Source organism: Devosia honganensis, assembly GCF_042648785.1.
GTDB classification, from domain to species: domain Bacteria; phylum Pseudomonadota; class Alphaproteobacteria; order Rhizobiales; family Devosiaceae; genus Devosia; species Devosia honganensis.
Genome location: NZ_JBHRYD010000005.1, coordinates 378,285 through 392,202, shown reverse-complemented (window position 1 = coordinate 392,202; position 13,918 = coordinate 378,285). Strand labels below are relative to the sequence as shown.

At 62.5% G+C, this 13,918-nt stretch carries 22 protein-coding genes; 2 read left to right on the top strand and 20 right to left on the bottom strand.

What is annotated here, in order from left to right; translation table 11 throughout:
- Window positions 1–22: 22 nt before the first annotated feature.
- Together ACFOOL_RS08795 and ACFOOL_RS08790 are read right to left on the bottom strand one after the other, a co-directional pair.
- Window positions 23–463, bottom strand: a complete 441-nt coding sequence (locus ACFOOL_RS08795; RefSeq protein WP_380096572.1) for a glyoxalase superfamily protein — start codon at window positions 461–463, stop codon at window positions 23–25.
- A 222-nt stretch (window positions 464–685) separates the two neighbouring features.
- Window positions 686–2,023 (bottom strand): Do family serine endopeptidase, encoded by a 1,338-nt coding sequence (locus ACFOOL_RS08790; protein WP_380096571.1) that lies wholly within the window; start codon window positions 2,021–2,023, stop codon window positions 686–688.
- A gap of 308 nt (window positions 2,024–2,331) precedes the next feature.
- On the opposite strand from ACFOOL_RS08790, the gene ACFOOL_RS08785 reads away from it, so the two are divergent.
- Window positions 2,332–3,513, top strand: coding sequence for a hypothetical protein (locus tag ACFOOL_RS08785; protein ID WP_380096570.1), 1,182 nt, complete (start codon window positions 2,332–2,334; stop codon window positions 3,511–3,513).
- Window positions 3,514–3,584: 71 nt separating this feature from the next.
- Entirely contained in the window at window positions 3,585–4,124 is a 540-nt protein-coding gene (locus ACFOOL_RS08780) for an AAA family ATPase (RefSeq protein WP_380096569.1), read from the top strand.
- A gap of 365 nt (window positions 4,125–4,489) precedes the next feature.
- Here the strand turns inward: ACFOOL_RS08780 and rplQ are convergent, their stop codons facing one another.
- From rplQ to rpmC, 18 genes are all read right to left on the bottom strand, one after another.
- Entirely contained in the window at window positions 4,490–4,912 is a 423-nt protein-coding gene (rplQ, locus tag ACFOOL_RS08775) for a 50S ribosomal protein L17 (RefSeq protein WP_380096568.1), read from the bottom strand.
- Between the two features lie 31 nt (window positions 4,913–4,943).
- Window positions 4,944–5,963 (bottom strand): DNA-directed RNA polymerase subunit alpha, encoded by a 1,020-nt coding sequence (locus tag ACFOOL_RS08770; protein WP_380096567.1) that lies wholly within the window; start codon window positions 5,961–5,963, stop codon window positions 4,944–4,946.
- Window positions 5,964–6,063: 100 nt separating this feature from the next.
- The gene (rpsK, locus tag ACFOOL_RS08765; RefSeq protein WP_046104437.1) at window positions 6,064–6,456 is read right to left on the bottom strand and encodes a 30S ribosomal protein S11; all 393 of its coding nucleotides are present in this window, start codon (window positions 6,454–6,456) and stop codon (window positions 6,064–6,066) included.
- Window positions 6,457–6,610: 154 nt separating this feature from the next.
- Window positions 6,611–6,979, bottom strand: coding sequence for a 30S ribosomal protein S13 (gene rpsM, locus ACFOOL_RS08760; protein WP_380096566.1), 369 nt, complete (start codon window positions 6,977–6,979; stop codon window positions 6,611–6,613).
- Window positions 6,980–7,153: 174 nt separating this feature from the next.
- A complete protein-coding gene (locus ACFOOL_RS08755; protein ID WP_380096565.1) occupies window positions 7,154–7,723 on the bottom strand; it encodes an adenylate kinase in 570 nt (189 codons plus the stop codon).
- Window positions 7,720–9,057: a preprotein translocase subunit SecY gene (gene secY, locus ACFOOL_RS08750; protein ID WP_380096564.1), complete on the bottom strand. Its 1,338-nt coding sequence runs from the start codon at window positions 9,055–9,057 to the stop codon at window positions 7,720–7,722. Before secY ends, ACFOOL_RS08755 begins: the two co-directional genes overlap by 4 nt.
- Window positions 9,058–9,192: 135 nt before the next feature.
- Window positions 9,193–9,693: a 50S ribosomal protein L15 gene (gene rplO, locus ACFOOL_RS08745; RefSeq protein WP_380096563.1), complete on the bottom strand. Its 501-nt coding sequence runs from the start codon at window positions 9,691–9,693 to the stop codon at window positions 9,193–9,195.
- A 17-nt stretch (window positions 9,694–9,710) separates the two neighbouring features.
- Window positions 9,711–9,899, bottom strand: coding sequence for a 50S ribosomal protein L30 (gene rpmD / locus ACFOOL_RS08740; RefSeq protein ID WP_067453366.1), 189 nt, complete (start codon window positions 9,897–9,899; stop codon window positions 9,711–9,713).
- 21 nt (window positions 9,900–9,920) lie between these two features.
- On the bottom strand, window positions 9,921–10,454 hold the full coding sequence (rpsE, locus tag ACFOOL_RS08735; RefSeq protein WP_046104443.1) for a 30S ribosomal protein S5: 534 nt from the start codon (window positions 10,452–10,454) through the stop codon (window positions 9,921–9,923).
- A gap of 21 nt (window positions 10,455–10,475) precedes the next feature.
- Window positions 10,476–10,838 (bottom strand): 50S ribosomal protein L18, encoded by a 363-nt coding sequence (rplR, locus tag ACFOOL_RS08730; protein ID WP_380096562.1) that lies wholly within the window; start codon window positions 10,836–10,838, stop codon window positions 10,476–10,478.
- A 12-nt stretch (window positions 10,839–10,850) separates the two neighbouring features.
- Window positions 10,851–11,384, bottom strand: a complete 534-nt coding sequence (gene rplF / locus ACFOOL_RS08725) for a 50S ribosomal protein L6 (RefSeq protein WP_380096561.1) — start codon at window positions 11,382–11,384, stop codon at window positions 10,851–10,853.
- A 47-nt stretch (window positions 11,385–11,431) separates the two neighbouring features.
- The gene (gene rpsH, locus ACFOOL_RS08720) at window positions 11,432–11,830 is read right to left on the bottom strand and encodes a 30S ribosomal protein S8 (protein WP_380096560.1); all 399 of its coding nucleotides are present in this window, start codon (window positions 11,828–11,830) and stop codon (window positions 11,432–11,434) included.
- A gap of 13 nt (window positions 11,831–11,843) precedes the next feature.
- Complete coding sequence (gene rpsN / locus ACFOOL_RS08715; protein ID WP_380096559.1) at window positions 11,844–12,149, bottom strand: 30S ribosomal protein S14; 306 nt, start codon at window positions 12,147–12,149, stop codon at window positions 11,844–11,846.
- Window positions 12,150–12,179: 30 nt separating this feature from the next.
- Window positions 12,180–12,737, bottom strand: coding sequence for a 50S ribosomal protein L5 (rplE, locus tag ACFOOL_RS08710; protein ID WP_380096558.1), 558 nt, complete (start codon window positions 12,735–12,737; stop codon window positions 12,180–12,182).
- Complete coding sequence (gene rplX / locus ACFOOL_RS08705; RefSeq protein WP_380096557.1) at window positions 12,730–13,041, bottom strand: 50S ribosomal protein L24; 312 nt, start codon at window positions 13,039–13,041, stop codon at window positions 12,730–12,732. The genes rplE and rplX overlap by 8 nt, the downstream gene beginning before the upstream one ends.
- Window positions 13,041–13,409: a 50S ribosomal protein L14 gene (rplN, locus tag ACFOOL_RS08700; protein ID WP_104894182.1), complete on the bottom strand. Its 369-nt coding sequence runs from the start codon at window positions 13,407–13,409 to the stop codon at window positions 13,041–13,043. Before rplN ends, rplX begins: the two co-directional genes overlap by 1 nt.
- Window positions 13,410–13,473: 64 nt before the next feature.
- The gene (gene rpsQ, locus ACFOOL_RS08695; protein ID WP_380096556.1) at window positions 13,474–13,707 is read right to left on the bottom strand and encodes a 30S ribosomal protein S17; all 234 of its coding nucleotides are present in this window, start codon (window positions 13,705–13,707) and stop codon (window positions 13,474–13,476) included.
- Window positions 13,708–13,719: 12 nt separating this feature from the next.
- Window positions 13,720–13,914 carry a 50S ribosomal protein L29 gene (rpmC, locus tag ACFOOL_RS08690; protein WP_380096555.1) on the bottom strand — a complete coding sequence of 65 codons (195 nt, stop codon included), beginning with the start codon at window positions 13,912–13,914 and terminating at the stop codon, window positions 13,720–13,722.
- Between the last annotated feature and the right edge of the window lie 4 nt (window positions 13,915–13,918).

Below are 13,918 nucleotides of genomic sequence, written 5' to 3'. Positions count from 1 at the left end.
CCCCGAACCGTCGCAGATCGCGTTATTCCCTCATCAGACGCATTTGCGGCTGGCCGTTGCCGCGCAGGGCGGGAGAGACCCCACGGGCGTCGACGGTGGCGGTGACACGCTGTCGATGGGCTGAGAACATGAAGCCGGGCGTCACGTCGACGGGCTCATCGAATTGCACGGTAACGGTGAAATACTGCATGCCCGAAACGAGCTGCACGCCGATGATCAGGCCGCGGAACGGCTGCTCGAGATAATAGCCCCGTACGCGCGCACCGACCTGGAACGGGACCGCCACACGATCGGGAAGGGCGGCGCGGGCGGTGTTCCAGTCGCGATAGCCGTGAGCGCGGGCAACTTCTTCGAGCGCGGCCCCATGACTGATCGCGCGGCCAGCGCCGGCGCGTTCTTCACGCAAGGCCCTGGCCTCGGATTTAAGCGTGCTGACGGAAGGTGTATCGGGAGAAAAATTCATATCGGGTCTCTCCGAATGGAGGCGACTTCCTGCATGGGGCCCGCATTGCCATGATGCGCCTTGGGAGAAAACAACCGAAGGGATCAGGAAAATGCTGGACTTCACCATGGATCTGCACGATCCGCGGGCGGCGGGCGCCAGCAACCAAGGCACAGATGCGCTTGCTTCCCCGACAAGTCAAGGGTTGCCGGCCCGGCAACGGCGATCGCGGAGCGCCTCCACTTATCCGCTGACGATGGACCGGCTGACGCGGCCATTGCGCTGCAGAATGATCTGCCAAGTGCGGACGCGCTGTGAAGCGGTCTGCTGAAACGTGCGCGCATCGGTCATGGCGATATCGTTGAGGGCGAGGATGACGTCATCCACCCGCAATCCCATGGCCTCGGCAGCCGAGCCGGGGGCGACAGCGGTAACGATGACGCCTTCGGCATCGTAGGATAGCCCCTTCTGCTCGCTGAGAGCCGGATCGAGCTGGCGCACCGTCACCCCCGAAAAACGGGAATCGGCCGATATGGTCACTATGGCATCCTCGCCGGGCGCCGGCGCCGCCTCGACCGGAAATTCGATCGCTTCGGTCACCCCGCCCCGCAACCGCTCGAGAAGGGCCGCCTGCCCCACCGGCCGGGTCGCCAGCCGGAAGTTGAAGGCGCTGGGATCGTCCACCCGCAATCCATCGACCGAAAGAACGACATCGCCCGAGCGGAAGCCGGCGCGCTCGGCGGGTCCGCCGGGAGCCACCTCGGTAATCATGGCGCCATGCGGCGCGGCCATGCCCAGGCTGCTAGCAATATCGGACGTCACCGGCTGCATCTTGGCGCCGAACCAAGGCCGCACGATCTCACCGCCGGTGACGCCAGCCTCCGCTACCAGCCGCGCCATATTGGCCGGAATGGCGAAGCCGATGCCGACGGAACCTCCCGTCTGCGAATAGATGGCGGTATTGATGCCAACCAGATGCCCCGACATATCCACCAGTGCACCGCCGGAATTGCCCGGATTGATGGCGGCATCGGTCTGGATGAAGAATTCATAGTCGCCGGCTTCGACGCCGGTGCGCGCCAAGGCCGAAACGATACCACTGGTAACCGTCTGCCCCACCCCGAAAGGATTGCCGATGGCGAGGACCAGATCGCCCACCAGCAGTGCATCGCTGTCGGCAAAGGTGATGGAGGGAAAGCTCCCATCAGCTCCGTTGCGGACGCGCAGCACCGCAAGGTCGGTCTGTGCATCTTCCACCACAACGTCCACCGCGAATTCGCGCCCGTCGCTGAGGGCGATGCGCACATCGGTCGCGCCTTCGATGACATGGCGGTTGGTGAGAATGACCCCTGTTTCGTCGACGATCACGCCGGAGCCCAGAGAGCGCGATTCGCGCGGCCGCGTCTGGAAATAATCGTCACCGAAAAACCGCGAGAAGAATGGATCGCGCGCAAAGGGCGACACCGCCTGTCGCTCGATGCGAGTGGCATAAACGTTGACCACGGATGGCGCCACGGCCTGAACCACGGGAGCGAAGCTGAGCCTGAGCTGTGCATCGGATTGCGGAACGGCACGTTCCATTTCCGAGACCGTCTCCGCCGCTCCCTGCGCCCGGGGCGGGGTGGACCCAGTCCAAGGGGCCAGGACAAGCGTGCCGCCGACGGCTAGAACGGCAAGAGATGCCAGAGAAAGTACGAGTGTTCGCAATGACATGGTCAAAACCTTCGGCATCGGTCCCTCATCGAACAGAGCCCCCGGAATCTGTCACGAAAATGACGTTTGCGCATCGCGGCCGGGAAGTCCAAATAAACGTTTGCGCGAGGAGGCGGCCAGCCCTATATGCAGCGCGCACTTCCCCGCGTCTCGAGCCCTGAAAGGCCTGTTGTCCAATGACCGACGAGCCGAAGATCATTCATGCCAATACCTCGGCGCTGATAGCGGCCGAGGCGCCGGACTATCCGTCCTTCCTGTTTTCGGAGAAAGAGTTTCACCGAGCCATCAAGGTTTTCAAGAAAGGCTTCGACGGCCTTCTTACCTATGCGGTGAAGTGCAACCCCTCGCCGCACATCATCCAGCAGCTCCACAGCGAGGGTTTGAAGGCCTTCGACGTCGCCTCCAATACGGAGATGGAACTGGTGCGCGACTACGCCCCCGGGGCGGCGATGCACTACAACAATCCGATCAAGAACAAGCGTGAAATCGCCCGAGCCTATGAGGAATTCGGAATTCGCAGCTTCACCATCGACCATCCCCAGCAGCTCGACCAACTGGCCGCCGTGGTATCGCCCAGCCGCGACGTGGAGGTGACCACGAGGTTCAAGGCCGGCAAGGCGCTCAAATCCTATGATTTCGGCATCAAGTTCGGCGTGATGGAACAAAGCGCGGCCGAAATCGTCACGGCGGTGGAAAAGATGGGCTATACGCCCAGCCTGTGCTTCCATGTCGGCAGCCAGTGCGAAGACGCTTACGCTTATGAGCGCCATATCGCAGCGGCTGCGCGCATCGTGGAGGAAGCCGGCATCGAATTGCAGCGCCTCAATATCGGCGGCGGCTATCCGGCCCCCTACCCCACCAGCGAAGCCCCGCCGATGGATGTCTATTTCGATACCATCGCCAATGCGGTCAACGAACATTTCGGCAAGAAGCGACCCGAACTGATCATCGAACCCGGCCGGGCGCTGGTAACCTCCTCCACATCGCTGCTGCTGCGCGTCAAGCATCAGCGCGGCGGACAGGCGGTTTATGTCAACGACGGGGCCTATGGCGCGCTGATGGAAGTGAAGTTCATGCATTTCACGCCGCCGGTGCGGGTCTGGCGCGGGCCACGCCTGCACGACAATAACGGCCAGTACAGCGAGTTCACGCTGTGGGGCCCGACCTGCGACAGCTATGACGTTCTGCCTCAGGTCTTCACCCTGCCAGCCGATATCGATGAGGACGACTGGATCGAATTCGGCCTGATGGGTGCCTATACGCAGGCCTCGCTGACCCCGTTCAACGGCTTCGACCGCCGCGACCAATACTGGGTGGAAGAAATCTATACCGGCAGGGACATGGCGCCGGCCGAATAAGCCGCACCGCTCAAATCATGGCCGCCCAAGCCACGTGCCTGGGCGGCCTTTCTGTCTTCGGAGGAAACCCCATGAACCAATTGCCGTCCTTGGCCAGCCTTGGCCGCCGCATCATGATCATGGGCACCACCAATGCCGGCAAATCCACGCTGGGAAATGCCATCGGTCACAAGCTGGGCATCCCGGCAGTTCACGCCGATGTCCTCTATCACCAGCCCAATACCGATTGGGAGCCCAGGCCGAAAGCGGAATTCCTGGCTCTGCACGCGGCAGCAATCCAGGAAACCGAATGGGTGATGGACGGCAATTACTCCTCGACCCTGCCCGAGCGCCTCGCGCGGGCCACTGGCGTGATCCTCCTGGACGACGACATGCTGACCCGCACCCGCCGCTATTTCTGGCGGACCCTCATCCAGAAGCAGCGGGCCGGCGGCCTGGAAGGCAACCAGGATTCCCTCAAATGGTCCATGCTCCACTGGATCTGGCATACACGGAATTCAGCGGCGAAATACCGGCAAATGGCCATCGAGAGCGGCCTGCCATTCGTCGCCGCATACAGCTCGCGTGAACTGAACGCGCTCTATGCGACCTGGAACCTCAAACGCGGCTGATTGTCCACGCGCATTTGCCGCCCGGCCTTCTGGCTTTGCGGTTTCACGGGTAACGGGCGGCCTTTGACTCGACCTTTTTGTACAATGGGAGCCAAGGGCCGCCCGTCACGCCACCGGCTTGCTTGAGGGGTCTGGATTCAGGCGGTGCCGTTATCGCAGGCCCGGCTGCCAATTTTCTACCCCCGCAGGAGAACGCCTTCTCCATCCGATGCTCCCCGCCCGGCCCTGCGTCGGAGCCGCGTGTGCGGCGGGGATGGACAAAGGATAGGGCAGCGGCCAGGGGACGGGGATAAGATTTCCAGGATACCAATGAAAAACGGCCCCGGAACACCGGGGCCGTCGCGAATTTGCTCCGGAAGCGCAGCTTATGCGGCTTCGGCTTCATCGTCCTGTGCAAAGGTCGGACCGGAATCCTGGCCCTTGGCGTCGACGTCGCGGTCAACGAATTCGATCACGGCGAGCGGGGCGTTGTCGCCATAGCGGAAGCCGGCCTTGAGAATGCGGATATAGCCGCCATTACGTTCCTTGTAGCGCGGACCGAGCACGGCGAAGAGCTTGGCAACCTGGGCCTCGTCGCGAATCTGCGCGATGGCCTGACGGCGGGCATGCAGGTCGCCGCGCTTGCCCAGGGTAATGAGCTTCTCGACGATCGGACGCAGATCCTTGGCCTTGGGAAGCGTGGTGACGATCTGTTCGTGCTTGATCAGCGCGGCGGACATGTTGGCGAACATGGCCTTGCGGTGGGATGCGGTCCGGCTGAACTTGCGGCCTCGATTGGCGTGGCGCATGGTGGTCTCCTAAAATCTTGGCAGCGCCGGATCAGTAATGATCTTCGTAGCGCTTGGCGAGGTCATCGATGTTCTCGGGCGGCCAGTTGGCGACGTCCATCCCGAGATGAAGCCCCATCTGTGCCAGGACTTCCTTGATTTCGTTGAGCGACTTGCGGCCGAAATTCGGCGTCCGCAGCATCTCGGCTTCCGTCTTCTGGATGAGGTCGCCGATATAGACGATGTTGTCGTTCTTGAGGCAGTTGGCCGAACGCACGGACAGCTCGAGCTCGTCCACCTTCTTGAGCAAGGCCGGATTGAACGCCAGCTCGGGAACCGCATCCTGTGCGCTTTCCTTGCTGGGCTCCTCGAAGTTGACGAAGACCGAGAGCTGATCCTGAAGGATGCGGGCGGCGAAGGCCACCGCATCCTCGGGGGTCACGGCGCCGTTGGTTTCGACGCTCAGGGTCAGCTTGTCCTTGTCGAGGCTCTCGCCCGCACGGGTCGCATCGACCTTGTAGCTCACCCGGCGCACCGGCGAGAACAGCGCATCCACCGGAATATAGCCGATGGGAGCATCCTCGGGGCGGTTCTTCTCGGCCGGGACATAGCCCTTGCCCGTATTGACGGTGAACTCGATATTGATCTCGGCGCCATCGTCGAGATGGCAGATGACCAGCTCGGGGTTCAGTACTTCGATATCGCCGGAGACCTTGATGTCGCCCGCGGTGACGGCGCCAGGGCCCTGACGCGAGAGGGTCAGGCGCTTGGGGCCTTCACCGCCCATCTTCAGGGCGATTTCCTTGACGTTCAGCACCAGGTCGGTGATGTCCTCGCGCACGCCGGGCAGCGAGGAGAATTCATGCAGGATGCCGTCGATCTGGATCGCGGTCACTGCCGCGCCCTGAAGCGACGACAGCAGCACACGGCGCAGGGCATTGCCCAGGGTAAGCCCGTATCCGCGCTCGAGCGGCTCGGCAACCACCGAGGCCGCGCGCACGTTGTCGCTGCCCGAAACAATGTCCAGCTTGGTCGGCTTGATCAGTTCCTGCCAGTTCCTCTGGATCGTCACGGTATTGTCCTTTCAAATTAGCGGCCGTTCCCGGGCCGCTCCGCCGCAAACACAATAGGACTCCCGGCCTTGAAGGGCCGGGAGGCTTCCGATCGTCGTCTTAGACGCGGCGCCGCTTGCGCGGACGGCAACCATTGTGCGGGATCGACGTGACGTCACGGATCGAGGTGACGTTGAAGCCGGCGGCCTGCAGGGCGCGCAGCGCGGATTCGCGGCCCGAGCCGGGCCCACGCACCTCGACCTCGAGGGTCTTCATGCCGTGTTCCTGCGCCTTCTTGGCGGCATCTTCCGCCGCGACCTGCGCGGCATAGGGGGTCGACTTGCGCGAGCCCTTGAAGCCCATCACACCCGAGGACGACCACGAAATCGTGTTGCCCTGCATATCGGCGATGGTGATCATGGTGTTGTTGAAGGAGGCGTTCACATGCGCGACGCCGGAAGTGATGTTCTTGCGCTCCTTACGACGGACGCGCGCAACTTCAGTCTTAGCCATTCAGATCCTCTAGGATATCGGCGCTGCCGTAATGCCAGCAGCTCCACCACGGCAGAAGCGGTTCAAGTCTTCCCGGTCGACCTCGCCGGTCGCCGGGAGGCTTGCCCCGCCACTCCCAATTCAAAACAACCGGCCCGCCGAAACGGGCGCGGAATTACTTCTTCTTGCCGGCGATCGGCTTGGCCGGACCCTTGCGGGTGCGGGCATTGGTATGGGTCCGCTGGCCCCGAACCGGCAGGCCACGGCGATGGCGCAGGCCACGATAATTGCCCAGGTCCATGAGGCGCTTGATGTTCATCGCCACATTGCGGCGCAGATCGCCTTCCACGACATAGTCGCGGTCGATGGTCTCGCGGATCTGGATGACTTCGGCGTCGGTCAGCTCGTTCACGCGGCGCTCGGCCGGGATGCCAACCTTTTCGCAGATATCGACGGCGAACCTGTCGCCGATCCCGTGAATATACTGCAACGCGATCACCACGCGCTTATTGGTCGGGATGTTGACGCCAGCAATACGAGCCACGTCTGCTCTCCTTCATTCGCACACGCCATCGCGGCGGGCGCCTTTAAACAACAAGGGACCGGAGTTCGACCCCCAACTAAGGGAAAACCGAATCCAGCCCAATGATCCATGAGACTGGTGCGGTTCTTTAAGGACAAGACCGGGCCGAGTCAACATCCCTGCCCGGGCTCGCGATTATTTGGCAAGCGCCGATTTTATGGCGGCGGTCACCGATTCCACCGGCGCCATGCCGTCGACGGGGCGGAGCAGACCCTTGCCGGCATAATAGGCGACCAGCGGCGCGGTCTGTTCGGAATAGACGTCGAGGCGATTGCGCAGCACCTCCTCGTTGTCGTCGGCGCGAGCGCCACCCGATTCCCTGGCGCGGTTGATGACGCGCTTCACCAGCTCGTCCGCTTCCGCCTTGATTTCGACGACGGCATCGAGGGCAACGCCCTTGTCCGACAGCATCTTGTCCAGAGCCTCGGCCTGCGCAATGGTGCGCGGAAAGCCGTCGAGAATGAAGCCCGGCCTGCAGTCCTCCGCATCGAGCCGCTCCGACACGATGCCATTGACGATATCGTCGGAGACGAGATCGCCGCGATCCACTATGGCCTTGGCCGCAACCCCGAGGGGTGTCCTGGCGGCGATGGCCGCGCGCAGGATGTCCCCGGTCGAGAGCTGAGGGATACCGTAGGTCTCCACCAGAATCTTCGCCTGCGTCCCCTTCCCCGCTCCCGGCGGGCCCAACAGGATCAGCCTCATCGACGCTTGCCTCCCCCCAGACGGGACTTCTTGAGCAGCCCCTCATATTGCTGCGCCACCAGATGGCTCTGAATTTGGGTGATCGTGTCGAGCGTCACGGTCACCATGATCAGGAGCGAAGTGCCGCCGATGAATTGGCTGACGGCAAGCTGGCTGAACATCACTTCGGGGATCAGCGCCACGACGGTCAGATAGACGGCTCCCACCACGGTAATGCGGGTCAGCACGTAGTCGATGTGCTGGGCGGTGCGTTCGCCCGGCCTGATGCCCGGAATGAAGCCGCCAGAGCGCTTGAGATTGTCCGCCGTCTCGCTCGGGTTGAACACGATGGCGGTATAGAAGAAGGCGAAGAAGATGATGAAGAACGCGAAGAGCGCCAGATAAAGCGGCTGTCCGCGCCCCAGCAACGCCGTCACCGTGGTCAGCCAGGCCGGAGCGTTGCCCTGCGCGGCGAAAGAGGCAATCGTCGCCGGCAGCAGCAGCAGAGAGGACCCGAAGATCACCGGGATCACGCCCGACGTATTGAGCTTCAACGGCAGGTGCGAGGTGTCGCCCTGGAAGATCTTGTTGCCCACCTGGCGCTTCGGATACTGGATCAGCAGCCGGCGCTGCGCCCGTTCGAAGAATACGATGACGCCGATGACCACGAGCGCCAGGACGATCATGCCCAGGCCGGCAAAGGCGGGAATGGCGCCGGTGCGGGCCAGTTCCAGGGTCTGGGCGATCGTGCCGGGCAGGTTCGCCACAATACCGGCGAAGATGATCAGCGAAATACCGTTGCCGACCCCGCGCGCGGTGATCTGCTCGCCCAGCCACATCAGGAACATGGTGCCGCCCACCAGGGTGACGACGGTGGAAATGCGGAAGAACCAGCCGGGGTTGAGCACCACTCCCTGGCTGCCCTCGAGGCCCACGGCGATGCCATAGGCCTGAATGGCGCAGAACAGCACGGTCAGATAGCGCGTGTACTGGTTCATCTTGCGCCGGCCGCTCTCCCCCTCCTTCTTGAGGGCTTCGAGGCGCGGCGAGGCCGTCGACACCACCTGCACGACGATGGACGCGGTGATGTACGGGATAAGGTTGAGCGCAAAGATCGCCATGCGTTCGACGGCGCCGCCGGCGAACATGTTGAACATGCCGATAATGCCCTGCTGCGACTGTTCGAACGTCGCGCGGAACGCATCGGGATCGATGCCCGGAACCGGAATGAAGGTGCCCAGACGATAAACCAGCAGCGCCCCGAGAGTGAACCAGATGCGCTGCTGAAGGGCCTTGGCCTTCGAAAAGGTCGAGAAACTGAGATTACGTGCGAGCTGTTCGGCTGCGGACGCCATATAAATCGCTCCTATGGCTTTCTATGCCAAGTGCGCTCGGAGCGCCGGAGGAGCATATATGGGATATGTACCGCCCGGACGCAACAAACCAAAAGAGCGCACCCGGACCGTGCCGCGTGCGCCCTGCCGAGTGGACTACTCGGCGCGTGGAGCCTTTTTCCACGGCTCCTTGGCCGGGATCAGGTCGACCTTGCCGCCCGCCGCCTCGATGGCCGCCAGGGCGCCCTTGGTCGCGTACTCGACCTTGAAGGTGACCTTCTTGGCCGAGAAGCCTTCCGAACCGATCAGGCGCACGCCATCCTTGGGGCGGCGGATGACGCCGGCCGCCACCAGGGCTGCGGCATCGACCACGCCCTTGGCGTCGAGCTTGCCCGAGTCGATATAGGCCTGGATGCGGTCGATGCGGACCTGGTTCCAATCCTTGGGATTCCAGGAATTGAAGCCGCGCTTGGGCATGCGCATGTGAAGCGGCATCTGGCCGCCTTCGAAGCCGTTGATGGCTACGCCGGACCGGGCCGTCTGGCCCTTGCCGCCGCGACCGCCGGTCTTGCCGACACCCGAGCCGATGCCGCGGCCGATGCGGACGCGCACCTTGTTGGCACCGGGATTGTCGCGAAGTTCGTTCAAACGGGTCATTGTTCCGACCTTTGCCTTTACTCGCCGACGACGCGGACGAGATGCGGAATCTTGTTGATCATGCCGCGCACTTCGGGCGTATCGACCAGCTCCCGCTGCTTGTTCATCTTGTTGAGCCCGAGACCGATAAGGGTCGCGCGCTGGCTCTTTTCCCGGCGGATCGGCGAGCCGACCTGCTGGACCACGATGGTCTTTGCTTTTGCCATGTTCCTATCTCCCGCCTGTTATCAGGCTTCGACGGCAGCCTCGCCGCGGCGAGCCTGCAGTTCGGAAACCTTGAGGCCGCGACGAGAAGCCACCGAACGGGGGCTGTCGACACGCTTGAGCGCATCGAACGTGGCGCGAACCATGTTGTACGGATTGGCCGTACCCTGCGACTTGGCGACGATATCGTTGATGCCCAGGGTCTCAAAGACGGCACGCATAGGACCACCAGCGATGATCCCGGTGCCCGGAACGGCGGCGCGCAGGATGACCTTGCCGGCGCCGTGGCGGCCGGTGACATCGTGATGCAGCGTACGGGCATCCCGCAGCGGCACGCGGATCATCTGACGCTTGGCCTGCTCGGTCGCCTTGCGGATCGCCTCGGGAACCTCACGGGCCTTGCCGTGGCCAAAGCCCACGCGGCCCTTCTGATCACCCACGACGACGAGGGCGGCAAAGCCGAAGCGACGGCCGCCCTTCACCACCTTGGCCACACGATTGATGTGGACCAGGCGATCGACGAACTCGCTTTCGCGTTCTTGAACGTCTCTGCTCATAATTCTTCTTCCTCGCCGTGGTTAGAACTGCAGGCCGCCCTCACGGGCAGCATCTGCAAGGGCCTTGACACGGCCGTGATAGAGATAAGCGCCGCGATCGAAGACGACCTCGCCAACCCCAGCCTTGACGCCACGCTCGGCAACCAGCTTGCCGACGGTCGCCGCAGCCTCGGCAGTCGCGCCATTCTTGAGCGAGCCGCGCAGGTCCTTTTCCAGGGTCGATGCGGCAGCCAGGGTGCGGCCGGACGCATCGTCGATGATCTGGGCGTAAATATTCTTGTCCGAGCGGAACACGCTGAGACGGGGACGACCGAAGGCACGAGCCTTGAGCGCCTTGCGGACACGGGCCTTGCGGCGCTCCGCACCTTTTGCAGTGATAGCCATTGCCGGCGCTCCTTACTTCTTCTTGCCTTCTTTGCGGAACACGGCCTCGTCCGCATACCGCACGCCCTTGCCCTTGTAGGGCTCGGGCGGACGCCAGCCGCGAATTTCCGCCGCAACATGGCCGACCTGCTGCTTGTCGATGCCCGACACCACGATTTCCGTGGGGCCCGGAACGGCAAGGGTGATGCCCTTGGGGGCCTCATAGATCACTTCGTGGCTGAAGCCCAGCGAAAGCCGAACGTCCTTGCCCTGCATGGCAGCGCGGTAGCCGACGCCCTGGATGGCAAGCTTCTTCTCGAAGCCGGCGCTCACGCCCGTCACCATGTTCTGGATCAGCGAACGGGTGGTGCCCCAGGCGGCGCGCGCATCGCGCGTGTCGTTGGCCGGGGAGACGACAAGCCCGTCAGCCCCCTGCTCGACGTTAACGACGTCCATGAGCTGCATGCTCAATTCGCCCTTAGGGCCCTTGGCCGACACGGTGCGATCGTTGATCGTGACCGTAACGCCGTTAACCGGGGCCACCGGTTTCTTGCCAGTACGTGACATAATGCTTCCTTGAGTAATCGTCTTGCCGATCGGCCGAACCCTAAGGCTCAGAAGATGCGGCAGAGTACCTCGCCACCCACATTCGCCGCCCTGGCTTCGTGATCGGCCATCACACCCTTGGGGGTGGACAGGATCGATACGCCCAGGCCATTGGCAACCTGCGGGATATTCTTCACCGACGCATAAACGCGGCGGCCGGGACGGGACACGCGCTCGATAGTGCGGATCACCGGTTCGTTCTCCGAGTATTTGAGTTCGATCTCATACTCGGCGGCACCGTTCTCGAACTTGGTCTCCGAATAACCGCGGATGAAGCCTTCGGACTGGAGCACGTCCAGCACGCGGCCCCGCAGCGTCGAAGCCGGAGTCGAAACGGAGGTCTTGCGCCGCAACTGCGCGTTGCGGATACGAGTCAGCATATCGCCGATGGGGTCGGAAAAGCTCATCTTCGGTCTCTCCTTACCAGCTCGACTTCACCAGACCCGGGATCTGGCCCAGGTTGCCCAACTGGCGCAGGGCGATGCGGCTCATCTTGAGCTTGCGATAATAGCCACGCGGACGGCCGCTCACCTCGCAACGGTTGCGCACGCGCACCTTGGCCGAGTTCCGCGGCAGTTCCGCCAGCTTGAGGCTGGCCTTGAAACGCTCCTCGATGGGCGTTTCCTGGTTCTTGACAAGAGCCTTCAGCGCCGCGCGCTTGGCAGCATATTGCTGAGCCAGAGCGGCGCGCTTCTTGTTCTTTTCGATGGAGCTGGTCTTTGCCATGTCCTGATCCTTAATCCCTTCCCTGTCCGCTTACTGGCGGAAGGGGAAGTTGAAAGCCTTGAGAAGCGCGCGAGCTTCGTCGTCCGTCCTGGCCGTCGTGCAGATGACGATGTCCATGCCCCAGATCTGATCGATCTGGTCGTAGTTGATCTCCGGGAAGACGATGTGTTCCTTGATGCCCATGGCGTAGTTGCCACGACCATCGAAGGAAGCGGGGTTGAGGCCGCGGAAGTCGCGGACGCGCGGCAGTGCGATGTTCACCAGACGGTCCAGGAACTCGTACATGCGGGTCTTGCGCAGCGTGACCTTCACGCCCAGCGGCATGTCCTCGCGAACCTTGAAGCCGGCGATCGACTTGCGGGCATAGGTGATGATCGGCTTCTGGCCGGAAATCTTGGCCAGCTCATCGGCAGCCGACTTCACCTTCTTGCTGTCCGCGACAGCCTCGCCGACGCCCATGTTCAGCACGACCTTGTCGAGCTTGGGCAGCTCCATGACGTTCTTGTAACCGAACTGCTTGTTCAGCTCGGCCTTGATGGTCTCGTCATAGGCGGTGCGCAGGCGCGGAACGTAAACGGTCTCAGCCATCGATCGCATCTCCGGTGGTCCTGGCGACGCGAAGCTTCACGCCGTCCTTGATCTGGAAACCGACACGGGTCGGCTTGCCGTTCTTATCCGCAACCGCCAGGTTGGACAGATGGATCGGCGCTTCCTTGGTGAAGATACCAGCGTCCGAGGACGCGGTCTGCTTCTGGTGGCGGCGAACCAGGTTGATACCCTGAACGATTGCACGGGTTTCGGCCGGGATGACCTGCAGGACCTGTCCGGTCTTGCCCTTGTCCTTGCCAGCCAGGACGACCACCTTGTCGCCCTTCTTGATCTTGGCGGCCATTACAGCACCTCTGGGGCGAGCGAAATGATCTTCATCTGGTTCTTGGCGCGCAACTCGCGCGGAACCGGCCCGAAGATACGGGTACCGATCGGCTCTTTCTGGTTGTTCAGAAGAACCGCGGCGTTCTTGTCGAAGCGGATGACGGTGCCGTCGGGGCGGCGGATGTCGGTCGCGGTGCGCACCACCACGGCCTTCATTACCTGGCCCTTCTTGACGCGGCCGCGCGGAATGGCGTCCTTGACCGAAACGACGATGATGTCGCCGACCGAGGCGTATTTGCGATGCGAACCGCCCAGCACCTTGATGCACATGACACGACGGGCGCCGGAATTGTCCGCGACGTCGAGATTGGATTGCATCTGGATCATAACTGGATGCCTTCTAGTTTATCGGCAGCACCGTCACCCGGCGCGCCGACCTGAATTGTTTCTCTTACGCAGACGGAACGAGCGTCCAACGCTTGTTCTTGCTGACCGGCGCTGTTTCCTCGATCCACACGATCTGGCCGACCTTGGCGGCATTATTCTCGTCGTGAGCGTGGTACTTCTTGGACCGGCGGACGGTCTTTTTCAGAAGCGGGTGAGTGAAACGGCGCTCAACGCGAACAACGATGGTCTTGTCATTGGCGTCGGAGACGACGGTGCCCTGCAAAACGCGCTTTGGCATGGGGGTGAATCCTTACTTAGCTGCGTTCTTTTCGGCCAGGATGGTTTTGATCCGCGCGATCTGGCGACGAACCTCCTTCACCCGGGCCGGCTTTTCCAACTGCTGGGTAGCGCGCTGGAAACGCAGGTTGAACTGTTCTTTCTTCAGGTCGACGAGCTGATCTTTCAGTTCGTCTGCGGTCTTGACCCGCACATCACTGGCTTTCATGCTC